Source organism: Entomomonas sp. E7T21 (assembly GCF_058693955.1).
In genome coordinates this window covers 1,217,261-1,240,576 of record NZ_CP191672.1, presented here as the reverse complement: position 1 = coordinate 1,240,576, position 23,316 = coordinate 1,217,261, and the positions used below count along the sequence as shown (strand labels likewise).

The 23,316-nt window shown below is 37.6% G+C and carries 28 protein-coding genes and 2 riboswitches; of the genes, 9 read left to right on the top strand and 19 right to left on the bottom strand.

All coding sequences use genetic code 11. The features are described from left to right. Nucleotides 1-12: 12 nt before the first annotated feature. The 3 genes from cbiQ to ACQVD9_RS05920 are packed head-to-tail and all read right to left on the bottom strand — an operon-like array spanning nt 13 to nt 1,695. Nucleotides 13-690, bottom strand: a complete 678-nt coding sequence (gene cbiQ, locus ACQVD9_RS05930) for a cobalt ECF transporter T component CbiQ (protein ID WP_264745153.1) — start codon at nt 688-690, stop codon at nt 13-15. Beyond that, nucleotides 677-967, bottom strand: coding sequence for an energy-coupling factor ABC transporter substrate-binding protein (locus tag ACQVD9_RS05925; RefSeq protein WP_264745152.1), 291 nt, complete (start codon nt 965-967; stop codon nt 677-679). Before ACQVD9_RS05925 ends, cbiQ begins: the two co-directional genes overlap by 14 nt. After that, nucleotides 964-1,695 (bottom strand): energy-coupling factor ABC transporter permease, encoded by a 732-nt coding sequence (locus ACQVD9_RS05920; RefSeq protein ID WP_264745151.1) that lies wholly within the window; start codon nt 1,693-1,695, stop codon nt 964-966. Before ACQVD9_RS05920 ends, ACQVD9_RS05925 begins: the two co-directional genes overlap by 4 nt. Before the next feature lie 107 nt (nt 1,696-1,802). Continuing rightward, nucleotides 1,803-1,974: riboswitch (cobalamin riboswitch) on the bottom strand. Nucleotides 1,975-2,259: 285 nt separating this feature from the next. On the opposite strand from ACQVD9_RS05920, the gene ACQVD9_RS05915 reads away from it, so the two are divergent. Both ACQVD9_RS05915 and ACQVD9_RS05910 read left to right on the top strand, forming a co-directional pair. Beyond that, the gene (locus ACQVD9_RS05915; RefSeq protein ID WP_264745150.1) at nt 2,260-3,561 is read left to right on the top strand and encodes a Na+/H+ antiporter NhaC family protein; all 1,302 of its coding nucleotides are present in this window, start codon (nt 2,260-2,262) and stop codon (nt 3,559-3,561) included. Nucleotides 3,562-3,782: 221 nt separating this feature from the next. Further along, nucleotides 3,783-4,646 (top strand): toxin-antitoxin system YwqK family antitoxin, encoded by an 864-nt coding sequence (locus ACQVD9_RS05910; RefSeq protein WP_264745149.1) that lies wholly within the window; start codon nt 3,783-3,785, stop codon nt 4,644-4,646. A gap of 133 nt (nt 4,647-4,779) precedes the next feature. On the opposite strand, the gene ACQVD9_RS05905 is transcribed toward ACQVD9_RS05910, so the two are convergent. The 15 genes from ACQVD9_RS05905 to ACQVD9_RS05835 form a co-directional block, all read right to left on the bottom strand. Further along, entirely contained in the window at nt 4,780-5,487 is a 708-nt protein-coding gene (locus ACQVD9_RS05905; protein WP_264745148.1) for a cobalt-factor II C(20)-methyltransferase, read from the bottom strand. A 1-nt stretch (nt 5,488) separates the two neighbouring features. Next, nucleotides 5,489-6,271: a sirohydrochlorin cobaltochelatase gene (gene cbiK / locus ACQVD9_RS05900; protein ID WP_264745147.1), complete on the bottom strand. Its 783-nt coding sequence runs from the start codon at nt 6,269-6,271 to the stop codon at nt 5,489-5,491. 10 nt (nt 6,272-6,281) lie between these two features. Next, nucleotides 6,282-7,046 (bottom strand): uroporphyrinogen-III C-methyltransferase, encoded by a 765-nt coding sequence (gene cobA, locus ACQVD9_RS05895; RefSeq protein WP_264745146.1) that lies wholly within the window; start codon nt 7,044-7,046, stop codon nt 6,282-6,284. Between the two features lie 15 nt (nt 7,047-7,061). Then, a complete protein-coding gene (cobK, locus tag ACQVD9_RS05890) occupies nt 7,062-7,841 on the bottom strand; it encodes a precorrin-6A reductase (RefSeq protein WP_264745145.1) in 780 nt (259 codons plus the stop codon). After that, nucleotides 7,838-8,563, bottom strand: a complete 726-nt coding sequence (gene cobJ, locus ACQVD9_RS05885; RefSeq protein ID WP_264745144.1) for a precorrin-3B C(17)-methyltransferase — start codon at nt 8,561-8,563, stop codon at nt 7,838-7,840. Before cobJ ends, cobK begins: the two co-directional genes overlap by 4 nt. Next, the gene (gene cbiG, locus ACQVD9_RS05880; protein ID WP_264745143.1) at nt 8,551-9,621 is read right to left on the bottom strand and encodes a cobalt-precorrin 5A hydrolase; all 1,071 of its coding nucleotides are present in this window, start codon (nt 9,619-9,621) and stop codon (nt 8,551-8,553) included. Before cbiG ends, cobJ begins: the two co-directional genes overlap by 13 nt. After that, nucleotides 9,584-10,366, bottom strand: a complete 783-nt coding sequence (locus ACQVD9_RS05875) for a cobalt-precorrin-4 methyltransferase (RefSeq protein ID WP_264745142.1) — start codon at nt 10,364-10,366, stop codon at nt 9,584-9,586. Before ACQVD9_RS05875 ends, cbiG begins: the two co-directional genes overlap by 38 nt. After that, nucleotides 10,363-10,932, bottom strand: coding sequence for a decarboxylating cobalt-precorrin-6B (C(15))-methyltransferase (locus ACQVD9_RS05870; RefSeq protein ID WP_264745141.1), 570 nt, complete (start codon nt 10,930-10,932; stop codon nt 10,363-10,365). The genes ACQVD9_RS05875 and ACQVD9_RS05870 overlap by 4 nt, the downstream gene beginning before the upstream one ends. Then, nucleotides 10,922-11,527, bottom strand: a complete 606-nt coding sequence (locus ACQVD9_RS05865; protein WP_264745140.1) for a cobalt-precorrin-7 (C(5))-methyltransferase — start codon at nt 11,525-11,527, stop codon at nt 10,922-10,924. Before ACQVD9_RS05865 ends, ACQVD9_RS05870 begins: the two co-directional genes overlap by 11 nt. After that, entirely contained in the window at nt 11,524-12,645 is a 1,122-nt protein-coding gene (gene cbiD, locus ACQVD9_RS05860; protein WP_264745139.1) for a cobalt-precorrin-5B (C(1))-methyltransferase CbiD, read from the bottom strand. The genes ACQVD9_RS05865 and cbiD overlap by 4 nt, the downstream gene beginning before the upstream one ends. Nucleotides 12,646-12,655: 10 nt before the next feature. After that, nucleotides 12,656-13,288 (bottom strand): cobalt-precorrin-8 methylmutase, encoded by a 633-nt coding sequence (locus ACQVD9_RS05855; protein ID WP_264745138.1) that lies wholly within the window; start codon nt 13,286-13,288, stop codon nt 12,656-12,658. A gap of 9 nt (nt 13,289-13,297) precedes the next feature. Further along, a complete protein-coding gene (gene cbiB / locus ACQVD9_RS05850) occupies nt 13,298-14,269 on the bottom strand; it encodes an adenosylcobinamide-phosphate synthase CbiB (protein ID WP_264745137.1) in 972 nt (323 codons plus the stop codon). Next, complete coding sequence (locus ACQVD9_RS05845) at nt 14,266-15,621, bottom strand: cobyrinic acid a,c-diamide synthase CobB (protein ID WP_264745136.1); 1,356 nt, start codon at nt 15,619-15,621, stop codon at nt 14,266-14,268. Before ACQVD9_RS05845 ends, cbiB begins: the two co-directional genes overlap by 4 nt. Nucleotides 15,622-15,747: 126 nt before the next feature. Next, nucleotides 15,748-15,926, bottom strand: a riboswitch (cobalamin riboswitch). Nucleotides 15,927-15,982: 56 nt separating this feature from the next. Then, nucleotides 15,983-16,432 carry a precorrin-2 dehydrogenase/sirohydrochlorin ferrochelatase family protein gene (locus ACQVD9_RS05840; protein WP_264745135.1) on the bottom strand — a complete coding sequence of 150 codons (450 nt, stop codon included), beginning with the start codon at nt 16,430-16,432 and terminating at the stop codon, nt 15,983-15,985. A 19-nt stretch (nt 16,433-16,451) separates the two neighbouring features. After that, nucleotides 16,452-16,997, bottom strand: coding sequence for a cob(I)yrinic acid a,c-diamide adenosyltransferase (locus ACQVD9_RS05835; RefSeq protein WP_264745134.1), 546 nt, complete (start codon nt 16,995-16,997; stop codon nt 16,452-16,454). A gap of 238 nt (nt 16,998-17,235) precedes the next feature. On the opposite strand from ACQVD9_RS05835, the gene ACQVD9_RS05830 reads away from it, so the two are divergent. From ACQVD9_RS05830 to ACQVD9_RS05810, 5 genes are all read left to right on the top strand, one after another. Then, nucleotides 17,236-17,619: a hypothetical protein gene (locus ACQVD9_RS05830; protein ID WP_264745133.1), complete on the top strand. Its 384-nt coding sequence runs from the start codon at nt 17,236-17,238 to the stop codon at nt 17,617-17,619. A 195-nt stretch (nt 17,620-17,814) separates the two neighbouring features. Beyond that, the gene (locus tag ACQVD9_RS05825; RefSeq protein ID WP_264745132.1) at nt 17,815-18,480 is read left to right on the top strand and encodes an amino acid ABC transporter permease; all 666 of its coding nucleotides are present in this window, start codon (nt 17,815-17,817) and stop codon (nt 18,478-18,480) included. Further along, nucleotides 18,461-19,138 carry an amino acid ABC transporter permease gene (locus ACQVD9_RS05820; protein WP_264745131.1) on the top strand — a complete coding sequence of 226 codons (678 nt, stop codon included), beginning with the start codon at nt 18,461-18,463 and terminating at the stop codon, nt 19,136-19,138. The genes ACQVD9_RS05825 and ACQVD9_RS05820 overlap by 20 nt, the downstream gene beginning before the upstream one ends. Before the next feature lie 18 nt (nt 19,139-19,156). After that, nucleotides 19,157-19,903: an amino acid ABC transporter ATP-binding protein gene (locus ACQVD9_RS05815; protein ID WP_264745130.1), complete on the top strand. Its 747-nt coding sequence runs from the start codon at nt 19,157-19,159 to the stop codon at nt 19,901-19,903. A gap of 9 nt (nt 19,904-19,912) precedes the next feature. Then, entirely contained in the window at nt 19,913-20,842 is a 930-nt protein-coding gene (locus ACQVD9_RS05810; protein ID WP_264745129.1) for a cysteine ABC transporter substrate-binding protein, read from the top strand. Nucleotides 20,843-20,917: 75 nt separating this feature from the next. Here the strand turns inward: ACQVD9_RS05810 and ACQVD9_RS05805 are convergent, their stop codons facing one another. Then, on the bottom strand, nt 20,918-21,868 hold the full coding sequence (locus ACQVD9_RS05805; protein WP_264745128.1) for a PDR/VanB family oxidoreductase: 951 nt from the start codon (nt 21,866-21,868) through the stop codon (nt 20,918-20,920). Nucleotides 21,869-22,049: 181 nt separating this feature from the next. Here ACQVD9_RS05805 and ACQVD9_RS05800 point away from each other — a divergent pair, with 181 nt between their 5' ends. Continuing rightward, a complete protein-coding gene (locus ACQVD9_RS05800; RefSeq protein WP_264745127.1) occupies nt 22,050-22,892 on the top strand; it encodes a class I SAM-dependent methyltransferase in 843 nt (280 codons plus the stop codon). An 18-nt stretch (nt 22,893-22,910) separates the two neighbouring features. Next, nucleotides 22,911-23,294 carry a hypothetical protein gene (locus tag ACQVD9_RS05795; protein ID WP_264745126.1) on the top strand — a complete coding sequence of 128 codons (384 nt, stop codon included), beginning with the start codon at nt 22,911-22,913 and terminating at the stop codon, nt 23,292-23,294. The last annotated feature ends 22 nt before the right edge of the window (nt 23,295-23,316 follow it).

The window sequence follows — 23,316 nt, the reverse complement described above, 5'->3', positions numbered from 1 at the left end:
TCTATTCCAACCTTAAAGGTGAAAATCACCCTTAAATAGCTTAGTTTCTAAGGCTATAGTCATTTGACTATAACGAGTTAAAACTCGGCTAAGTAACATGGTTATCAACATACCCAAAGAACGATAACTGGTTCTAGGTGAGATATAACCAAAACGTAATGTTTGTGCGCGTTTAATAGCAGACACTTCATCTAAAAAGATAAAAATAAATCGATAAGTCAGTAAAATAATTTCCAATAATGCTTTAGGCATATGAATTTTTTTACCAATTTGAATTAACTGATCAAAGGGTGTGGTTAGCACAAATAAATAAGTGACGGCTAAACAAGATAAACTACGAAAAAAGGCATTTTGGGCAACCCATAACGATTCAGCACTAACGCCAATATACAGGGAACCAATATGGAAACTAGCTAACATCCGACTATTACTCCAGTCAAACGATAACAAAATACCTACTACACTCACCATCAGAAAAGCAAAAGGAACCATCATCCATCGACAGTATTTGCTAAAACTAATACGCGTCACATAACAAGTGATAGGTGCTAGCACAACTAAAATAATTAATTGAACTAATCCTATTGAACACAAAGCCACTAGCAATAAAACAATATAGGCTAATGCCTTAGTTAGCGGATTTATTTCGCGCCAGCGACTTTGATAAGCATAATGATCAATTTCTAACATCAGTCTTTGGCCTTCTACCGCGATAAAAGCCTAAAATATAGCAAATTATCCCTGTACCAATGGAGCCTTGTAAGGTAAATAACAAACTCTCTACCTCACCACTAGCAGGCTCAAAGAAAGACTCAAACCATGGTTCATAATCAGGATGGCTTTGGGTAATAGCCTCCTCAGCTTGACCATCTGCACCACTGAACTCTGCCCCTTTATTGGAAGGGAGGAAAAAGGGAACTAAACACATAATTACCACAATGGTTAATAACAACAGATTCTTTTTCATTGTGTAAAGCCCCCTGCTGGTGCAATTTTACGCTCAGTAATAACATTATAAATAATAACTGTTAATAACCCCTCAGCAATGGCAATAGGGATTTGTGTTAAGCAGAAAATACTCATAAATTTAGTGGCTGCGGCCACAAAACCTAATTGTGGATCTGGGAAAGCGCCTGCTAACTGAATAGAAGTGACAAAGTAAGTAACGATATCCGCAGTAAAGGCGCATAAAAACACCCCGACATCTTTACGGATTTTAAATTTGCATGAAATTCGCCAAATGTAGTAACCAACCACAGGGCCAAATACTGCCATTGACATACCATTAGCGCCTAAAGTGGTTAACCCTCCATGGGCTAAAAACAAGGCTTGGAATAATAAAACAATACCTGCTAAAACAGCCATCACCCAAGGGCCAAACATCACCACCCCTAAACCAACACCCGTAGGATGAGAACAACTACCCGTAACTGATGGCATTTTTAAAGAAGAAAGCACAAACACAAAAGCGGCACAAAGTGCTAGTAATACTTTTTTATCAGTACTGCCTGTAGATATTTTCTTTAATTGATAAATGCCCAAAATTAAAAAAGGAATATAGATTGCCCACCAAGTACCAGCCCAAACAGGTGGTAGAAACCCTTCCATAATATGCATTGCAAAAGCTTGCTGCGGAAATAATACCAGTAAGGCCGCCCCGCCAATTACTGATAAACGCTTGAATCTTATATTCATCGTTATAACCTTAATTTGTTAGGTAACAAATATTCCTCGCTTCATGCAGGTAAGGTTATATAGAGAAAATAAATATTTCATAGATATAACCCTTCCCACCGAAGGGGGTATTCTTCTGTAATCAGACAGGTCTTCTGGCTTGGCTTCATCCTCCTCTGTTCCTTCCCGAGTTTCCTCAGTGGTTACAACAGATTCGTCCACCTTACAGCAGCGGGGGCTGCGCAGGAATTTCACCTGCTTCCTTAGCAAAAATGCTATATCTGACTACAACTTAGTGAAAAGTCTATGCCCTTTTTAGTGGCTGGTAAATGTGAATTTGAGAAAAGATTGACGCAGGTAATAGGTTAGTTAAATTAACTTTAAAGATAGTTAATAATCATTTCAAAGTAACCCCAACTATTTGCCTGAATAGAAGTCATCCAGATAATTCACATAACCTACTACGAATACTAGAACTCTTTAATAGAGCATGGCATACTTGTGTACACAATATAGAATGTAACTATCCACTCAAGCAGCCAAATTTAAATTGATAGCAACCACTACAAAATCCTATACGCAATCATGGAACTAATCGTTATTAGCCTATTTGGCCTTGCCTTACTATTTTGTCTATTAGCTAACTTATCTGTTTTATATGCTTTACTAGTGGGCTATATTCTTTTCTTCTGCTATGGATTACTAAAAAAGCATAGCTTTAAAGAAGTTATGCGAATGTCACTACAAGGCGTTTACCAAATAAAAGTTATTTTACTGGTACTTATATTGGTGGGAATAATAACCGCTACATGGCGAGCCTCTGGCACTATTCCCTTTATTACCTACACCTCATCCCACCTGATTATTCCTTCATTATTTATTTTAATTGTATTTTTACTTAACTGCCTAATCTCTATTATTACAGGTACTGCTGTGGGAACATCCGCAACCATCGGCATTATTTGTATGAGCCTTGGTAATATTATGGGGATTAATGAAGTACTGGTAGGCGGTGCTATTTTATCAGGCGTTTATGTGGGTGATCGTTGTTCCCCAGTATCAACCAGTGCACTGCTGATAAGTACTCTCACCCAAACCAATATTTACCAAAATATAAAGCTAATGATAAAAACCAGTCTTGTGCCTTTTATCGTGACTTGCGCCATTTATCTATTACTTGGCTTAACAACTACAGCAACACCGCAAACCTTAGCAGTGCTCGATTTAATCCCAGATTATTTTAATCTGCATTGGATAGTGTTATTACCAGCGATACTTATTATTTTTCTAGCCCTATTCAAAATAAGAGTGTTATGGTTAATGTCTAGTTGTGTCATCGTTAGCTGTTTGCTTTGTGTATTTATGCAAAATATCCCCGTAAGCGAGCTAATACAGATTATGGTATGGGGCTACCAAATAGATAATGCTGAACTGGCTGTAATCTTTAATGGTGGTGGTATACTCACCATGTTAAAAGTAATAGCCATTGTGTGTATTTCTGCCACTTACTCGGGTATCTTTAGTGGAACAGATATTTTAAAAGGCTTAAAGAGCTCTATTGCTGCCTCTTCTAAATACCTAAATGTTTTTGGCAGTACCCTGCTTACATCATTTTGTACAGCCATTATTAGCTGTAACCAAACCCTCACTATTATCCTAACCTACTTGCTTTGCAGGGACTTAACAACAGATAATAAAGAACTAGCCATCAATCTAGAAGATACAGCGGTAGTAGTCTCTCCCCTTATCCCATGGTCAGTAGCCTGCGCAGCCCCCCTTATAACCGTTGGCGCGCCTACCCTATCTATTGTACTAGCTTGCTATCTTTATTTAATTCCACTATGGCGGTTGTTTTTTCTTAAAAGATATCCTCTAGTAAATAACTAAATTTTTTTCAATAGTTAAAAATAGTTTTAAATCACCTGACCCTAAAAATTATAACTACCTCTTTAAAATAATACTTTATCTCGCCCTAATAAAAAAATCTATGTTCTTTTATTGAAAGATAAGTGTATATTTACAAAAGATTAAAGCAGGCAATATACCCGATTAAATAAATATATTTTGTTAAAATAAATAGTAATTGATTAAATTGTAAGGAATATTTAATGAAAACATATCCCCGTATACTTTCTACATTGTGTTTAATTGGGCTAATAAGTCACTCTCCTTTATGGGCAGAAACTACTACAACTAACTCTGAACAAGTACCAATAATCAGTAAAAATCTAACAGAGAATACTATTATTGTTTACTTCAATCTCTATGATGAAACTGTTGCTGATAAAGAAAGCAGCGAAACCTATCGCAAGTTATTAAAAGTTAATAATGACGGAAGTTATTTAGTACAAGACTTTTACAGCAAAACAGATAATCAATTAACTAGTCCAATGACTTTAAAAAAAGCTCAAGACCTTACAGTTAATTATCTACACCTAAAAGATTTAGATGGAACTATTCTTTACTCGAACGAAGATGGTTCAAAAATGTTGGAGAAAACTTTTAAAAATGGCAAAGTAGAAGGTACCCTAACTCGCTGGAATAAAGCTGGTCAAAAAAATTATGAAGCTCATTATAAAGACAACAAATTAGAGGGTGTAGTATATAGTTGGCATGACAATGGTAAAAAGGCATCAGAGAGCCATTTTAAAAATGGCAAGCTTGATGGAAAGACAATTAACTGGAATGAACTTGGTAATAAAAAACAAGAAGCTAATTATAAAGCGGGCAAACAAGATGGTGTAACTACTCATTGGTATGAGGGCAAAAACCAAAAACTCTATGAAACTCATTATAAGGATGGTAATAGAGATGGACTTCATACCACTTGGTACGAAAATGGACAAAAGAAATCGGAAGAAAATTATAAAAATGATATGCTAGATGGTTTATCTACATCATGGGACGAAAACGGACATAAAGAATATGAAATTAATTACAAAGAAGATAGACCATTAGATAGTACTCGCTAATAAAATGAAACTGAGCATTAACTAACTATTAACTCTATAAAAGCTTACTTATCTATACAGTAAGCTTTTTTAATGAAACCATTCAGATAATATATAATCCATTGTTAAGAAATATTTTTCATTTAAGTTTAAGCTAAATCTTCCACTCCTTATTCACCAAAATAGTAGTAAAGTAAGGTAGTTTTTCATCGGCTGGAATATCTTTTAAATTGCGGTATTGCTTTTCAGAGGTCAGTGAAGCATCAGATACCAATACGGCATAATCTAATAAACCTAACTCTTCAATTAATGCTTTTACATCAGGTAAGCAAGAGGCTGCTTTCATTAATACTAGGCTTGAATGTTGTTGTAGGGCTTGGGCTAATACTTCTTTACCCACTGTACAAGACATAACCACTAAGGATTGGGTTTCCATTGCTAAAGGACGTTTTGTTTTGGCGGCAATCAGTGCAAACGAAGTAATACCGGGGATAATTTCGATATCTAAACCATCGGGTAACCGTTCTAAAATACTTACCCATGTGCTATAGAGCATCACATCGCCTAAGGATACAAAAGCTACTTTTTTACCTGCTGTTATATCGCTAACAATTTCATCGGTTACTGCTTGCCATGCTTGTTGTTTTTCCTCTGCATTATTACTCATGGGGAAATGGCGTTCTTTAATTTCGGTTTGGTTGCCAATATATTCACGTACAATGGAAAGCGCCAAGCTATCACCACCTTTACGGGCAGCAGGTGCATAGACTATATCCATATGTGCTAGTAATCTAGCGGCCCTTACAGTAATTAAATCAGATGCACCGGGGCCTGTACCTATTGCGTATAACTTTCCACTCATTTTATTGTTTCTCACTAACAGCATCTAATAAATGTTGTGCAAATAATGCTCTGATTTGTTCGTTTTCACCTAAGCCTTGTAGGTAACACTCTGTTTCAATACCTAGCGCTTTAATTTGGCTATTCCATGAATCTTCTTCATCGGATGCCATATCATTAATGGCATGATCGCCTGCTACTATCATAAAGGGCATGAGGTGTACTTTACGTACTTTATCTCGTTGTAAACGTTCTAAAATAGTCTCTATTTCAGGGTAGCTTTCTACGGCGCCCATTATAAAAGGTAATTTTTTGTCCATAAATAGATGGTCGATACAAGCATAAGCAGCGAAAGTATGGTGAGTAGTACCATGCCCCATAAACAGTACCCGCTCATCAGGTTGTAAGTTAGGTGCTTGTGCTTTTAGTGCCTCTATTACTGCTTCAAAATCTGCAAAGGTAGTTAGTAGTGGCTTGCCAATTTCCATACGTTCAAACTGATCTTTATACACCAATACTTCACTAGTAATTTTCTCGTACTCATCACCATTAATAATATGCAGTGACTGAATAACCACATCCGTATAGCCTTGCTCAATTAACCGTTCTAACGCTTGTTGTGGACTATCCACATACATTTGGTCGCGCTCAGCTATCTTGCGACGAATAATATGCGACGTCCACGAACGGAAGAAGTCACGATCAGGACAAATATCACGCATGGCCTGTTCACAGGTTTCAATATTTTTGATCCGTGTTTCTGGGTAACTCGTGCCAAAACTAACTACTAATAATGCTTTTTTCACAGCTATCACCTTATTCAGCAGGGTCGCTAATAAATTGAGAAAAATCCAGTAAGTTATGCAAACCAACCACTTCACCAATTACAATTAAGGCAGGCGGTTTAACCTTTTGCTCTTCAGCTACTTGTACAATATTACCTAATGTACCTGTTACTACGCGTTGGTTAGCTCGGCTTGCCCACATGATAATACCAACGGGGGTATCAGCACTTTTGCCATATTGCATCAATTCTTCGGTGATATTCGCTAAGTTAGAAACACCCATTAAAATCACAATAGTACCTTGCAATTGTGCAAGTGCTTGCCAGTTAATTGGGTCTTTTTCTTTGTCTGCTCGTAAGTGGCCTGTTACCACATGGAACGAGGAAGCATGGTCACGATGGGTAACAGGAATACCTGCATAGGTTAAGCCGCCAATAGCCGAAGTCACCCCTGGTACTACTTCAAAAGGTACTTGTTGCTCAACTAATAACTGCGCTTCTTCGCCACCACGCCCGAATACATAAGGGTCACCGCTTTTTAAACGAACTACTTTCTTACCTGCTTTAGCATGGTCGGCTAAAATTTGGTTAATATCTTGCTGTGGAATAGGATGATGATCGCTTTCTTTACCCACATTAATTTTTTCACAATATTCTGGTGCAAAGGTTAATAACTCAGGATTAACTAAGCGATCATACACCAATACATCAGCATGCTTGATACATTCCATACCTTTTACGGTAATTAAAGAAATATCACCTGGCCCTGCCCCTACTAACCACACTTTACCTGCCATTTTTTCTACCTTCTATTAACTAAATGCCTTTAACTGGCACTCTAATTCCTCAATCGTTGAAACAAACCTTTGATAGATTTGTTTAGGACGACTAATCACGATACATCTAATATTAAGAGCCAAACAGGGTAATACTTTTTCGGTATAACCGCCCTCTGCCCCAGACTCTTTAGTAATCACTACATCAGGTTGATAAAACTGATACATTGCCTGATTCATTTCACGAGTGAATGGCCCTTTCATCGCCACAATTTCACCAATCCCTAAACCTAAATCAACACAGGATTGAATAACCCCTACTGTGGGTAATACGCGCGCAATTAATGTTTTTTCAGGCAATAACTGTTTATATTTGGCTAACTCTTTACTACCAGTGGTTAAAAAAACCTTATTGCCTACTTCTTTAGCAGCCATACAAGCTTCTTCAACCGTTGCCACTTTAATCAGTAAAGGGTGCTCCAATAAATCAATTTGAGTTTGTCGCTCATAACGAATTAAAGGTAAATTAACCTTACTGGTCGCTTCCATAATATTTTTGGAAACTTCCGCAGCAAATGGATGAGTAGCATCAATCACTAAAGCAACTTGTTCTTTGGTAAATAAGGCAGCCATTTGCTCAATATCTAATCTACCCACGTGTACTTTGCCATTTAAAGCCAACGCAGTTTCACTGCCTGCTTCAGTGGCTACTGAAAGGCCATAGCTTAAGCCTAGCCTTTCTAACATCTGACACAATAAGACTGCATCAGAGGTGCCACCAAACACATGAATTTTTCCCTTAAAAGCTTGGCTCACACCCTATATCCTCGTGGTGTAATCATATAGTCCTTATAACGATAGGTTGATTTATTACCCACAATCACCATCGAGGTCATGCCTACCACGGTATAATCAATATCTTTAAAAGTGGTTAGCCATAAATCTTCTTTGCTACGACCTGCCGCTTTTACTATTCCGACTGGCGTATCGGGGCTTTTAAAAGGAGCCATTAATTCAAAAGCTTTTGCTAAATGGTCTGGGCGGCCTTTGGAACGTGGGTTATAAAAACAGATTACAAAATCAGCTTCTGCCGCCATACGCACTCGTTTTTCAATTAACTCCCAAGGGGTTAATAGATCACTTAAGCTAATATGACAAAAGTCATGCATTAATGGGCAACCTAAAATAGCGGCACAAGCTACACTAGAGGTAACACCAGGAATCACTTGCACATCAATATCTAAGTTATCACGGGCAATAATTTCAAAGATAGGCCCTGCCATACCGTAAACACCTGTATCACCGCTGCTTACTAAGGCGACATTTTTGCCTGTTTTGGCGGCTTCAATCGCCACTTCACAGCGCTCTATCTCTTTACACATACCTGTTCTAACGAGCTCTTTACCTTCAATTAAAGGCTTGATTAGATTGGTATAGGTTTTATAACCGACTATTACCTCTGAATTTTTAATAGCGGCTACTGCATCTTGAGTCATTGAACCTTCATCACCAGGGCCTAAACCTACTAAATACAACATATACTTACTCCTAATGTGATGGTAATACCATCCTGTTTTAACGTTTCACCTAATAAATTGCCGTCGCTCATAATCCACGCAGAGGGCTGTGATACACTGCCTATGCCTAGGGTTTTGCGGACAAATTCAGAAGCAGCAAAGCGATGCTCATGCTGCTGTAACTCTTCAATCGTAAATACGGTAAAGGGCACTGCTAAACGCTTAGCTAAAGCAATAAGCCCTTGTTCATCTTGCTTAATAATGACACTGCCAATTTGTTTAATGGCTCGTATATCTAGCTGATATTTTGCTAAGTGCTGACAAAGTGTTTGATAGATTAACTCAGCATCGGTATCACGCCGACAGCCCATCCCCACTACAATATTTTTGGGAATAACTTGAATCACTGGGTAATCACTATTAACCTGTAAATCGGTGCGATTGGATACAACCACGAGGGCAGCTAATTCGCTTGGTAATTGCTTAAGGTCTGTTACCGCTACAAAGCCTCGAACATCTTTGACACTAACCTGTTCAAGGTATAGTCCAACTCGCTGACCACTCACCAATATTTGATTAATATCTTTAACCTGTTGTCGATAAGAAGCTACATCCCCGCCTACTTCTTGAATTAAGGTATCTAATGCCGCCACTTGATTAACATCAGTAGCCGTAGTAATAACAGGGGTTGCCCCTAACAGTTGGGCAATCTGCATAGTTAGCTTATTACCACCACCAACATGCCCAGAGAGTAAACTAATGACATGCTGTGCTTGCTCATCCATTACCAGTACCGCAGGGTCTGCTAACTTATCAGTCACTAAGGGCGCAATCATGCGCACCGTAATACCAGTGGCACAAATAAACAGTAATGACTGATAACTAGCGAATAACCTTTTTACACAATCCGCCATGCTACCGTTAAAGCCTATAAAGCCTTCGCTAACCAGCTTATCGCTGGTATAACAATCACAAGGAATTAACTTAGCCAAGCGTAAAGCCTGTGCTTTAGCCCCTGGTGTAACGGTTAGTATAGCTAATTCAGGCTTTTCTAAATTCATGGCTAAAATCTGCGTCATAGAGTTTCGAGTAGTGGTACTCTTCACCAAGAAAACGACCCACTAAAATAAGTGCCGTTTTATTAATACCTGCTTCTTTTACCTTCTGTGCGATATCCGCTAAGGTACCCTCAACTTTTTGCTCATCTGGCCATGTTGCCTTATAGATCACTGCCACAGGCGTATCCATAGGATAACCCTTGCCCTCATCATGTAAGTTATCGACCACACTGGCGATATTTTGTACTGATAAGAAGATAGCCATTGAGGTTTGGTGTTGTGCAAAAGCCTCTAAAGATTCTTTAAAAGGCATTGGGGTACGCCCTTCCATACGGGTAATAATTAGACTTTGTGCCACTTCAGGCACGGTATATTCCACGCCTAATTGTGAAGCTGCGCCTAAGAAAGAACTCACACCAGGTACAGAAACAAAACCAATATTCAACTTGGCCAATTCTTCACTTTGTTCACGAATTGAACCATACAGTGATAGATCTCCCGTTTGGAGGCGTACCACTAATTTGCCTTGCTCTATGCCCTGTTGCATTAAACTGATAATTTCTTCTAAGTTCAGTTTTGCACTGTCGTGACAAGCTGCACCCTCTTTACAATACTTTAATAAATCGTGATTAATGAGTGAGCCTGCATAAATCACTACATCCGCCTCAGCTAAAATACGGTAACCTTTTAAAGTAATTAATTCACAATCACCAGGGCCTGCACCAATAAAATAAACTTTACTATAATCAATGGTTGCTTGTGTCATTCGCTTACTGCCCCTTTTGTACAGGAAATAATATAGGTTGGATTATTAGGTTTAAAATATTTGCCCTTACCCAACTTGGTTAAACGTGATACTTGTAGCTGGCTTGCTTCAATATTTTCAAAACCAACTTGTTGTAGAATATCTAAGGCTTCCATGAGGTTATTTAATAAAATAAAGTTCAGTACTAAACGCCCTTGTGGATTTAAATGGGTAAATGCCCAGCTAATAATTTCATCTAAAGCGCCACCACTACCGCCTACAAATACAGCATCAATAGGTTGCTTAGGTAATACTTCGGGTGCATTACCTTCAATAACCTGTAGATTAGTAACAGCAAACTTGTCACAGTTTTGTTTAATTAAACTAATGGCCTCTGGATTTTTCTCAATGGCAATAGTTTTTAAATTAGGATAACGTAAACTAGCCTCAATACAGATACTGCCCGTACCTGCCCCCACATCAACTAATGTGCTCGCATTTTCTAAATTTAACCAGTCGATGGTTAATACCCGAACTTCTTCTTTAGTCATGGGTACATCACCCCGAATAAATAATTCATCTTTCATCAATAATCACCACTACATTCATTTGATAAGGTTGGTCTAATACTTCTGTGGCTGGCATAATCGTAATTTGTTCGTTGGGATAAGAAAGATTTTCGCCAATCACAAGAGTACGTTGTAAACCACGGTTAATAATTTGTTGTGCAATTTGGTAAGGACCGATTTTGTCATCCGTCACTAAGGCTACTTTCTTATGCTGTAACATAAAATCAAAGTCGGGGGTTTTACCATGACTGCTGGTTAGATAAACATCATTCATATCCAGTGCAATACGTGAGAAAAGGTATTGCATAGAGCTGATACCTGATACTACCTGTACTTCACTGCTACTCATTTGCTGGTTAATATATTTACCCAAGCCATATAACATGGGATCACCAGAAGCTAATACCACCACTTTTTCATGTTGGTGTTGTTTTAGCCATACAATAAGATCGGATAATTTTTTATCTAATAAATGCGCTTTCGCATGCTGATGAGGTACTGCCACTAATTGTCGTTCTGCACCAACAATCCAGTCACAATCATCGATTAGACGTTTAGCTAAAGGCACTAGATAATCCGCTGAACCTGGCCCTAAACCTACTACATTAATCATTCCCGAAACTCCTCTATTAATTCAGTTAAAGGAGCACTACTGCCTAAAATTCTGCCATCCATCGAACATAAAATAGCATCGGCTTGCATGGGGTTTTTAGTAAACTTTGATAGTTGCTCAACACGGTCTTTAATACGTAACGCAATATGTTGGTAAACCGCTTGATAGCCTTCTTGCTCAATGAGTTCCATAGCAGCTTCAGTGGTTTTACAGTCATCAATTTTTAATAAAAATGCTTGTGGTACACCCATCAGTGCTAATACCGCAATAAGCGTTTCAATACGTCCATCTGCCACATGGTTGTGGGTATGGAAGATACCCGCCGCCACTTTAATTAATTTACCTAAATGACCTAACAATAAAACTCGTTTAAAGCCTAATCGCTCAGCATCTTTTAGCACATAGCGCACAAAGTTACTCATTACCACCACATAGTTACTGTTCATGCCCATTTCTTCAGCAAACTTTTCACCATGATTACCGGGAACAAAAATAATTTTCTGTAGCCCTTGCGCCTGTTTCATCTCAATTTCTAGGGTGATGGACTTTTTCCAACTTTCATCAGACATAGGGGTAACAATACCTGTTGTACCCAAGATAGAAATACCATCCATAATTCCTAAACGAGGATTAAAGGTTTGTTGTGCTCGTTCTGCACCTTCAGGTGCAAAAATAATCACCGCTGCCCCTTTTTGCTCACCGATTACTTCACGCACTGCTTCCTCAATGGTTCTTCGAGGAGTATCGTTAATAGCCGCAGAACCTATTTCATGGCGCACCCCTTTACGGGTTACTCTGCCTACCCCTTCACCGCCATCAATGGTAATTTTGCCTGAATCATTCAGTGTTACTTGGGCAAAAATTAACATACCGTGAGTAACATCTATATCATCACCACCATCTTTTTGAATGGCGGCAACGGCTGTATTACCTTCAATACTAGGCTCTAATACATCTAAATCTAATACCACACCTGATGGTGTAATAATTGAAACTTGTGGAATAACAACTTGCTGCAATACCATTAAGGCCGCTACTTTAGCTGCTGCTGTGGCACAAGAGCCAGTGGTATAGCCTTTACGGTACTGCTTATTGTCAATCCAAACAAAGTGTTCCATTAGTTAATACTCACATGCTATATAACAAAGCATTGATAATAGCTGCCGCAATATTAGAACCACCTTTGCGCCCTGCCGCGGCAATATAAGGTAAATCACTTTGCATTAAGGCATCTTTTGATTCAGCCGCTCCCACAAACCCTACAGGAACACCAACCACAGCGGCTGGTTTTAATTTACCCTCTTGATATAACTCTAATAAACGGAACAGTGCCGTTGGTGCATTACCAAATACGAAGATTTTCTCACCCTCTTCGCCAGCTGCTTGTTCAACCGCCGCCATGGAGCGAGTAATTCCTTTAGCATGGGCAATGTCACGGGTAATCGGGTCTGCTACATAACAACGATACTGACAACCTAACTTATCTAAACGGGTTTTATTCATGCCAGATAACACCATATTAGTATCGGTATAAATAGTGGCACCATTTTTTAAAGCAGCTAATAATGCTTGATTTGCATCATCAGAAAATTTAAGAATATCTAACCAATCAAAGTCAGCACTGGTATGTACACAACGTTTAATGATCTTTTCTTGCAGTTCATCCACAAACTCATAATCAGGTCTAATTTCTTCAATAATTTCTTGAATAATTTCAAAACTTCTATCTTCAATATTTTGTGGTTGGGTTATATAGGTCATTTGTTTTCCTTAGCCTAAAAACTTAATAAAGCAATAACTAGCCGTAAACACTAACAAAGCTAATGTTGCGGCTACATACATCAGTTGAATGGTGCTAGTAATATCATTTTGCTCAATAGGGCGAACTTCATCCCCTAACCAAGGTTTCTCTACTAACTCACCAAAATAATTATTGGGCCCACCTAAGCGAACACCAAGCGCACCCGCCACAGTCGCCTCAGGCCATGCACAATTGGGGCTTTTATGTTGTTTACGATCACGCCAACCGATAACTAAAGCAGCTTTAGCATTGAGTTTGAGTAAATAGGCGGCAAAGGCAAATAACAACCAACTAATACGCGCAGGGATATAATTAAAGATATCATCTAACTTGGCAGAAAAATAACCAATGGCTTTATATTTAGGGGTTTGATAACCCACCATTGAATCTAAGGTGTTGACTGCCTTATAAGCCATCGCTAAGGGCACACCACCAATAAACAAATAGAACAAAGGAGCAATAATGCCATCGACACTATTCTCTGCTACGGTTTCAACCACTGCTCGAGTCATCTGTGGTTTATCTAGTTCTGTGGTATCCCTACCCACAATATAAGATAACTGCACTCGTGCTTGCTCTACTGTACCTGTATCTAATGCCTGATAAACAGACATTGCAGCATCTTTTAAACACTTAGTAGCTAAGATGGTATAGGCTAACACACATTCAACAATAAAACTCACCCACCATGACCATAAGCCCAGTAAATAGAGTAAGCCCCAAGTTACTAAGAAAGTACCACCGACAATAATCAACCATAACCATAAACCACCCCATTTTAGGGAGGCATCATTAGTGCATAAGTAGCGAATCTTTTGTTGCACAAAAGTAATGCTATTACCTATCCAACGCACAGGATGAGGCCATCCTTGCGGGTCACCCAATAATAAATCCGCCACAAAGCCAATAATGATTGGAAGAATAGGCAATAAATAACTCATACTAGCGCCCTATCCAGCCAATGGCACAGCATAAAAGGATTTTGATAAAAATGAATATGCAGGTAACTTGCTAGGGTATTGCCTACTTGATAACCACCTTGCCATTGTTTAATAACTTCGCCATCACGGGTTTTATACATGGCAAAAGCACAAGGCAAATCTGTGAAAAACTCTGAATGGTGGAATTCATGGCCTTTTAATATTTCACCCGTATCAGCCAATAAAGTATTGGTTAATGCTCTACCCTCACAATAACCAAAACGTTTTAAGCCTTTAGTCATTTGACTATAACCTGCTAATACCCCCACCATGTCAAAACTCTTACCATCAACCTGTAAAGACTCGCCTAAATACATCAAACCACCACATTCAGCATAAATAGGTTTAGCTTGCTGATGTGCTTGCAAAATAGACTGGCGCATAGCTTGATTAGCAGCTAGTTGCTCTGCAAACACTTCGGGAAAACCGCCCCCTAAATAAACCAAATCGCATTCAGGTAATTGGCTATCCGTTAATGGGCTAAAAGGTATTAACTGCAAGCCTAGTTGCTTAAGCAAATCTAAATTATCTTGGTAATAAAAATGGAATGCTGCATCCTGTGCAATGGCCATTGTTAAACCTTGGTATTTAGCTGTATTGGGTAATTTAGGCTCATTAACTGCAAGCTCTTGACCTGCACTTAACTCAATAATACGATCTACTTCAATATACTGTTCTATAGCATCGGCTAATTGCTGCCAGTAACTTTGCATATCCTGCATTTCTTCAGTAGGTACTAGACCCAAATGGCGTTCAGGCAATACTAACTCTGGCATATTAGGCAAACGACCTAATACAGGTATTTGACAATAGGTTTCTATGGCTTGTTTGAGTAGTTGATAGTGGCTATCGGTATTCACCCGATTAACCAATACCCCCACAATAGGCACATTGGGTTGAAATTTTTGAAACCCCATAACCGTAGCAGCAATAGAAGTTGAAACCGCTTTTCCATCAACCACTAAAATAATCGGGCAATTTAATATTTTGGCTAAACCTGCGCTACTGCAATAATTAGGGTCAACACCATAACCATCATATAGCCCCATTACCCCTTCAATAATGTTAATATCGGCAGTTTTAGCGTGAGACTGGAAAAGGTATTTAAGATTATTTTCAGGTAACATAAACGCATCAAGATTAAATGATGCATAGCCTGTAGCTAATTTATGCCAACCTGTATCGATATAGTCAGGACCTACTTTATAAGGTTGCACCTTTAAGCCTCGTCGCGTTAAAGCATGCATTAAACCTAACGTTACAGTGGTTTTACCTGCCCCACTGTGAGTTGCCCCAAACATAATTTTTTTCACAATATCTTTTGTCCATCCGCCCGAAAACAAAAATCCCCACCTTCTGTCAGGTAGGGATTTTCGTTTTGCTATAGATTGTATATGGGCTAAATAAACAAAATAAGCAGAACATACCCTCCCACCGAAGGTGTTACTCTGCGTTTAGATGGTCTTCTGGCTTTGCTTCATCCTTTCCTCTACCTTCCCAAACATTTCGTTCAGTGGTGTCTTAGAGGATCGTCCACATTACAGCAGCGGGGGCTGCGCAGGAATCACACCTGCTTCCATAATAACAACTTGTTATTACTAATCAAAAACGCATTAATTAAGTAACATACTAATTGAAATAGCTGGAAAACTACAACACTATTCAAAATAATCACTAGTTTGTTGATTTAAGTAAAAAATCAGTGATCTTTTGTTTAATTAACTTGGCACGAGTAGGATCTCGTGCTTCTGTAGAAATAGATACGATTAGACCCTTTTCTCGAATAACCGCAGGTGTAAAAAAATTGGAAGCCTCAGGCAATGCAGTATCATCAAACCATTGCCAATGTTCAATATATCGCCCTACCTCATCATTTACCTGCTGCTTATCCGTTGCTGCATAAATAATATGCATTCCTTTAGTATCATTAGCTTGAAAAGGACGTTGGATTATTTGTATATCAGGCAATGTTTTTATTTCTGGCAATACCTCTGGCGATACTACTGTAATCTCTGCACCTGTTCCCAGCAAGCCTTGCAACTTACGCAAAGCTACTTTTCCTGCGCCCACTACCAATACTTTTTTGTTTACTAACTTAAGCGTCAAAGGATATAACTTTGTCATACTAAATGGCCTTAAAATATTAAATCTGTCTATTTAAAACAATTTCTGAAATACCTTGCTGTTTATTTAGCACCCTTGCTAATACAAACAATACATCAGATAGACGATTTAAATATTGAATAGTCATCGGGATATATTCATCTTGCAGATCAGCAGCAATAACATAGCGTTCAGTACGACGACAAGTTACCCTCGCCACATGACAATGCGCACCTGCTTGCGAACCACCAGGTAATACGAAATCTTGTACTGGTTCTAACTGCTTCATTAACTCAGCCGCCCAACTCTCTAGAAACTCAACGTGACGCGTTGCTAATGCACAACGATTAGAGTTTGCTAATTGTGAACCTGCTACTAATAATTGATGTTGGATTGTTACTAGATTATCAAAAATTTCTTTATCTTCTATATAAACACGCAATACACCAATAGCAGTATTTAACTCGTCAATACCACCAATAGCCATAATACGTGGAGAGCTTTTGCTGATACGAGAACCATCACCTATACGAGTAGTACCTTGGTCACCTGTTTTAGTAATAATCTTTGATAATTGAAATCTCATAATAACTCCCCATAGTCTATTTATTATGCTACAAGGTTTATTTCTATTTATCTAGAAAATAATAAAATGATGGGAAGTATTTCACTTCATGAATAAGAATAAGTGTTTTGCAACAATAAGGTGTGAAAATTTGCTACAAAGCGCGTCTATCAATTCCGCCACAGTATAATACTGGCAGGACTCAAATCTGCAAAACCCGAAGGTCACAATGCCCTAATGTATTTCCACTGGCATTTATTTGTCACTTAAAATCTTTATTACTATTATCCACCCACTCCTGTGGTTAGTTTATAGTGGCAGGATTACCCGCGATATAGTAGAAGCTGAGATTCAACGCCTTGAGTGGATGTGGAAAAAAACTACACCCGCAGAACAACAATCTCAAACACAACAACAGTTTTGTATCCAACGACTAGACCAAGAAACTTGGGATACACTGGATTTATTTGATCAATTACAATTGCCAAGCATTATAGAAATATGTAGAAAAAGCCGTAATATGTCAGAGGCAGGTCGTAAACTGTTTAATCAGTCATGCCAACAAAGAGCCACCATCAATGACTCTGACCGTTTACGTAAATACCTACAAAAATTTGGATTAACATGGGAGATGATACAATAAATTATTTTATTGTTATCACAGAGACAATGGATGCAATAAAAAGCTTTCACAGACTTAAAAACAATGAAAATAACTCTATTGGATTATCCAATTACACGATAAAGTTATATCAATATTCGTAAAAGTTGTTTGACTGTTTAAGCTAACCACGCTTTAATTTATGTTTGTGAATTTAAATTAATCCAAGAGGATAGTGTGTTTAACTGGTCATATATTCAACAAGTTTTACCAACCTTTGAACATGCTCTGTGGCTTACAGTTAAAATATCAGCAGTAGGGATTTTGGCTGCGATTATTATAGGTGCTGTTTGTAGCATTGTTATTTTTTATAGGATTACGGTTATCTCTGCTATTGCTAGAGGTTATATAGCTTTTTTCAGAAATACGCCACTGTTGCTTCATTTATTTTTTATCTATTTTGGTTTACCTAGAGCCTTTAAGATTACACTAAGTTTTGAGGTAACTGCACTGATTGGTTTATCTCTGTTAGGCGGCGCTTATATGGCAGAAGCTTTTCGTAGTGGTATTGAAGCAGTGGCTAAATCACAATTTGAATCAGGGCAAGCAATTGGTTTGAATCGTTTGCAAATGATTCGCTATATAGTATTGCCACAAGCTATTTCCTATTGTGTACCTGCATTAGGTGCTAACTGTATTTTTTTATTTAAAGAAACCTCTGTATTTACTGCTATTGCAGGGACTGACATCACTACTATTGCCATTAACTTTATTAGTAATGATGGTCACAGTAATGAAAACTTACTGTTACTAGTGGTTGCTTATCTTATTGTGATATTACCTTTTATTTGCTTATTGTCTTATATTGAAAAGAGGATGCGCCATGCAGAATTTGGGAATTAATATCCTCTTTGATTGGATTACTATTAAACGCCTTTTAGAAGGGCTGTATTTCACCTTAGAAGTTTCTTTTGCTGCTATTTTACTAAGCAGTTTGTTGGGTACATTATTTGGTATTATTCGTACCTCTAACAAACTGGTAGTACGTATTATCTTCCGAATTTATTTGGAAGTTGTTCGCGTTCTGCCTACCCTAGTACTACTTTATATTCTTTACTACACCTTACCGAGTATATTTAATTTAAATATTGACGGTCGGTTAGTCGGTATACTTGCTTTCACCTTTTGGGGTGCTGCTGAAATGAGTGATATTATTCGTAGTGCTATTATTTCATTACCTAAACACCAAACAGAATCTGCCTTAGCAATTGGTTTAAACAAAACCCAATTATTCTGTTATGTATTACTGCCTCAAGCTTTAAAACTTGCTGTACCCCCTGCTATTAATTTAGCCGCTAGAATTATTATGACTACTTCTTTACTTGTTTTAATCAGCGTGCAAGATATTACTAAAGTGGGCAAAGAAATTATCGAATATGCCACCATGATGGGTAATGATATGGCACCGTTCTGGATTTATGGATTTATCTTATTAGTGTTCTTTGCTATCTGCTATCCATTATCCAAACTTTCACAACGTTTAACCAAAAGAAAAGGTTGATAAGGTCGGGCTTTAAATATGATTGATAACACTGAAACACTATTAGCAATAACCGATCTTCATAAACGCTTTGGTGAACGTGAAGTGCTAAAAGGTATTGATCTCTCTGTACAGAAAGGCGAAGTAGTCACCATACTTGGCCCTTCAGGTTGTGGTAAATCAACCCTATTACGTTGTTTAAACGGCCTAGAAAGTATTCAACAAGGTTCTATTAAACTGGATAATATTGAACTTAACACCCCTACCACCTCATGGATTCAAGTAAGGCAAAAAGTAGGCATGGTTTTTCAAAGCTATGACTTATTTCCTAACATGAATGTGATTGATAATATTTTATTAGGTCCATTAAAAGTACAAAAACGCGCTAAAACTGAAGCTATGCAACAAGCCGATGAGTTACTTACCCGTGTTGGTTTAATTGATCGTAAAACAGCTTATCCTAGACAACTATCAGGAGGTCAAAAACAACGTATTGCTATCGTTCGTGCCCTTTGCATGAATCCTGAAATTATGCTTTTTGATGAGGTAACTGCCTCTCTCGATCCTGAAATGGTTCGAGAGGTACTAGAAGTTATTCAAGATTTAGCCAAACAAGGGATGACCATGATTCTAGTTACTCATGAACTGAGCTTTGCTAGACGTGTGGCTAATAGAATTGTCTTTATGGATCAAGGTAAAATTGTAGAAATGGCTGAACCTGAAGCCTTCTTTACAGATCCTCAAACAGAACGTGCTAAACAATTTTTGACTGTATTTGATTTTTAAGGAGCAATAATGAAATTATTAACTAAAAAAACCACAGGCTTACTCCTCAGCAGTATTCTTTGTTTTGCTTTAACTGCTTGTGGCGACAGTGATAAACCAACTGTTGAAACTGATAACGTACAACCTCCTTCTGCCTCAAGCCTACAAGCCATTAAAGATCGTGGAGAGCTACGCGTAGCGGTTTTTAGTGATAAACCACCTTTTGGTTATGTTGATAAAGAAGGCAATAGCCAAGGTTATGATATTGAACTAGCTAAACGCCTTGCTAAAGATTTACTAGGTGATGAAAATAAGGTGAAATTTGTGCTTACTGAAGCACAAAATCGCATTAATGTACTTACCTCTAATAAAGTAGATATTACGCTAGCTAATTTTACAGTGACACCTGAGCGTGCTACCCAAGTAGATTTTGCCAAACCTTATATGAAAACAGCAATAGGTGTTGTTTCTCCTAAAACTGGCGCTATTACCGATGTTGAACAATTAGATGGCAAAGTACTGATTGTTAATAAAGGTACTACTGCTGAAACTTATTTTGCCAAACATTACCCTAATGTTAAATTGCAGAAATATGACCATAACTCAGAAGCCTTTGCTGCACTTAAAGATGGTCGTGGTGTAGGCTTAGCTCATGACAATACATTACTTTATGCATGGACTAAAAATAACCCTGATTTTGAAGTAGCCTTACATAAAGTAGGTGAAGATGATGTGATTGCACCAGCAGTTAAAAAAGACAATGTTGAATTATTAAACTGGGTTAATGAAGAAATCGGTAAACTGCAAAATGAAGAGTTTTTCCATAAGGCTTACGATAAAACTGTTAAACCTTTCTATGGTGACAATATTGATCCTAATAATGTAGTCATTGACACCAGTAATTTAAATATGGCTGAAGTGCCTACAACTAACGATGAAGCTGAAGAAACAGCAGAATAATAACTGCTGTTAACCAATAAAAAAGCGACCCTTGAGTCGCTTTTTTATTATGAATAATATCTATGATAGCTGTTGCTATAAATCTAGTATTAACTTATCACTCTTACACCCAGACACACATACCATCATCACATCATTAGCCGCCTTTTGACGTGGGCTTAGTACGCTATCACGATGATCTGGCATTCCCTCTAGCACCTTAGTTTCACAAGCGCCACAAATACCCTGACGACAAGCAGTATTCACTAACACACCGGCTGTTTCTAAAACCTCTATAAGAGAACCACCTGCTGGCACATCTAAAATCATCCCTGACTTAGCTAACTCCACCACATAGGCATGACTTTGCTCTGCTTCTACTATTTCTTTTGCAGCAAAATACTCTACATGACTATTGTCATAACCTAACTTTTGACAGGCTGCTTCAAAAGCTTCTAACATCGCCACAGGACCACAACAGTAGAAATGCACATCTTTATCATGTCCTGCTAAATATTGCTCAAGGTTTGGTATACCTGCTTTCTCATCATCGAAATGCCATGTAATTTTTACATTCAATTTTTCTAACTGATCAAGATAAGCCGCTTCTTGTCGGCTACGCGCACAGTAAATTAACTCTACTGAATTACCCAATGTTAATAAACGCACTAACATACAATAAATAGGTGTAATACCAATACCACCTGCTACTAATACACTGTGATTTGCTGCTTCATCTAAGGTAAAATTATTACGTGGTTTAGAAATCTGTAGCTCCTGCCCTACTCTAAGTTCCTTATGAATATAGGTAGAACCACCTTTACTATTGCCATCTAACAACACACCTAATACATAACAATCTTTTTCTTCTGGAGAGTTTAATAATGAATAGCTTCTCACCAGACCATTGGGTAAATGTAAATCAATATGAGACCCTGCTTCGAAAGATTGAAACTGCGTACCTACTGTAGGTGCTAACTCAATACTAATAATATTTTTAGCCTCATAGCGTAAGCCACGCACAAAAGCTGTTTGAAACTCTGACATAATTTTATTTTACCTTTATTTTTAGCTACTAATAGTGAATAAGAATATTTAGACAAAAATACAAAAACTAATTATTCTTAATAAGAACTTACCATTACCTATAAACACGTTTATTATACAACTTTAGTACAATATCAGTAACTTTATTCCTCTACTCAATGACTTTGAGCTCAATATTCTGATGAACCTAACTACTATTATTAATAGGCAATCTCCTCCTACTCCTTGGCAAACAGGTGAGAAAATACCTTGGAATGAACCAGCATTTAGTCAACGAATGCTAGAGAACCATCTTTCACAAGAACATGATTGGGCAAGTCGTCGTTATAAAATCATCGATCAACATATCGCTTGGATTAGCCAACAATTACCCAATAAACAATCTAAAATACTTGATCTAGGTTGTGGACCTGGTTTTTATACTCAGCGTTTAGCGAAACTTGGTTATCAATGTACTGCTGTTGATTTCTCACCTGCTTCTATTGAATATGCCAAGCAACAAGCTATACAAGATAATCTTAATATAAACTATCTATTAGCTGATATTCGCAACTATCAACCTACAGATCGGTTTGATCTTATTATGATGACATTTGGTGAGTTTAATGTCTTTAAAGAAACTGATATTAAAGCTCTACTTAACAATATAACCCAATACCTTACCCCAAATGGGTATCTATTAATTGAAGCACATACTTATCAAGCTATATTAACTTATGGCCAACAGACAGCTTCTTGGCAGTCGTATAAAACAGGACTATTTTTAGATTCTCCTCATATTTGCCTAGAAGAACATTTCTGGAATGAGCAACAAACAACAGCTACCACACGCTACTATATAATTGATACTGTAAATAACCAAACAATAGAATATGGTAGCTCCATGAAAGCCTATACCGACTTAGCGTATCAACGATTATTTCAAGAAGCTGGCATGATTAGCATTAACAAACTAACGCATACTCAATGGCCAACAGGCGATATTTTTACTGAGAAACTACAAACCTTTATTTGTCAGAAATAACTATTTAGAAGACTTCCTATGAAAAATAAACTAATCACTCTACTCATTATTATGTTACTCCCTCTATATAGCATGGCTGATCAATGGGATGATACTTTCTTACAACTAGTTGCGGATAAAAATAATGCTCTGCCTTATGATATTGTTGAAGGCTACCAAGTATTTGACATTGACTACAACCTTAAACAACGAATATTTAAAAATCATATTCAAATTACTAAAAGTAACATTACTAAACAAATGATAGAACAAGAATACAACAGAGATATAGCTGAGTTTTGTAAGATTGAAGACACCCAAACAACACTTAATGAAGGTATTTCTTATCAGTTTCTATTTTATAGACAACAAAATGAAACACCTTTTCTTATAATTACTATTGATAAAACTGTTTGTAAATAACACTTCACCAACAATTACTTGC

Excerpts from the sequence above, each read along its gene's own strand:
- cbiQ (WP_264745153.1), bottom strand. The coding sequence starts at position 690 with ATGTTAGAAATTGATCATTATGCTTATCAAAGTCGCTGGCGCGAAATA.
- ACQVD9_RS05925 (WP_264745152.1), bottom strand. The coding sequence starts at position 967 with ATGAAAAAGAATCTGTTGTTATTAACCATTGTGGTAATTATGTGTTTA.
- ACQVD9_RS05920 (WP_264745151.1), bottom strand. The coding sequence starts at position 1,695 with ATGAATATAAGATTCAAGCGTTTATCAGTAATTGGCGGGGCGGCCTTA.
- ACQVD9_RS05915 (WP_264745150.1), top strand. The coding sequence starts at position 2,260 with ATGGAACTAATCGTTATTAGCCTATTTGGCCTTGCCTTACTATTTTGT.
- ACQVD9_RS05910 (WP_264745149.1), top strand. The coding sequence starts at position 3,783 with ATGAAAACATATCCCCGTATACTTTCTACATTGTGTTTAATTGGGCTA.
- ACQVD9_RS05905 (WP_264745148.1), bottom strand. The coding sequence starts at position 5,487 with ATGAGTGGAAAGTTATACGCAATAGGTACAGGCCCCGGTGCATCTGAT.
- cobA (WP_264745146.1), bottom strand. The coding sequence starts at position 7,046 with ATGGCAGGTAAAGTGTGGTTAGTAGGGGCAGGGCCAGGTGATATTTCT.
- cobJ (WP_264745144.1), bottom strand. The coding sequence starts at position 8,563 with ATGTTGTATTTAGTAGGTTTAGGCCCTGGTGATGAAGGTTCAATGACT.
- cbiG (WP_264745143.1), bottom strand. The coding sequence starts at position 9,621 with ATGACGCAGATTTTAGCCATGAATTTAGAAAAGCCTGAATTAGCTATA.
- ACQVD9_RS05875 (WP_264745142.1), bottom strand. The coding sequence starts at position 10,366 with ATGACACAAGCAACCATTGATTATAGTAAAGTTTATTTTATTGGTGCA.
- ACQVD9_RS05870 (WP_264745141.1), bottom strand. The coding sequence starts at position 10,932 with ATGAAAGATGAATTATTTATTCGGGGTGATGTACCCATGACTAAAGAA.
- ACQVD9_RS05865 (WP_264745140.1), bottom strand. The coding sequence starts at position 11,527 with ATGATTAATGTAGTAGGTTTAGGGCCAGGTTCAGCGGATTATCTAGTG.
- cbiD (WP_264745139.1), bottom strand. The coding sequence starts at position 12,645 with ATGGAACACTTTGTTTGGATTGACAATAAGCAGTACCGTAAAGGCTAT.
- ACQVD9_RS05855 (WP_264745138.1), bottom strand. The coding sequence starts at position 13,288 with ATGACCTATATAACCCAACCACAAAATATTGAAGATAGAAGTTTTGAA.
- cbiB (WP_264745137.1), bottom strand. The coding sequence starts at position 14,269 with ATGAGTTATTTATTGCCTATTCTTCCAATCATTATTGGCTTTGTGGCG.
- ACQVD9_RS05840 (WP_264745135.1), bottom strand. The coding sequence starts at position 16,432 with ATGACAAAGTTATATCCTTTGACGCTTAAGTTAGTAAACAAAAAAGTA.
- ACQVD9_RS05835 (WP_264745134.1), bottom strand. The coding sequence starts at position 16,997 with ATGAGATTTCAATTATCAAAGATTATTACTAAAACAGGTGACCAAGGT.
- ACQVD9_RS05820 (WP_264745131.1), top strand. The coding sequence starts at position 18,461 with ATGCAGAATTTGGGAATTAATATCCTCTTTGATTGGATTACTATTAAA.
- ACQVD9_RS05815 (WP_264745130.1), top strand. The coding sequence starts at position 19,157 with ATGATTGATAACACTGAAACACTATTAGCAATAACCGATCTTCATAAA.
- ACQVD9_RS05810 (WP_264745129.1), top strand. The coding sequence starts at position 19,913 with ATGAAATTATTAACTAAAAAAACCACAGGCTTACTCCTCAGCAGTATT.
- ACQVD9_RS05805 (WP_264745128.1), bottom strand. The coding sequence starts at position 21,868 with ATGTCAGAGTTTCAAACAGCTTTTGTGCGTGGCTTACGCTATGAGGCT.
- ACQVD9_RS05800 (WP_264745127.1), top strand. The coding sequence starts at position 22,050 with ATGAACCTAACTACTATTATTAATAGGCAATCTCCTCCTACTCCTTGG.
- ACQVD9_RS05795 (WP_264745126.1), top strand. The coding sequence starts at position 22,911 with ATGAAAAATAAACTAATCACTCTACTCATTATTATGTTACTCCCTCTA.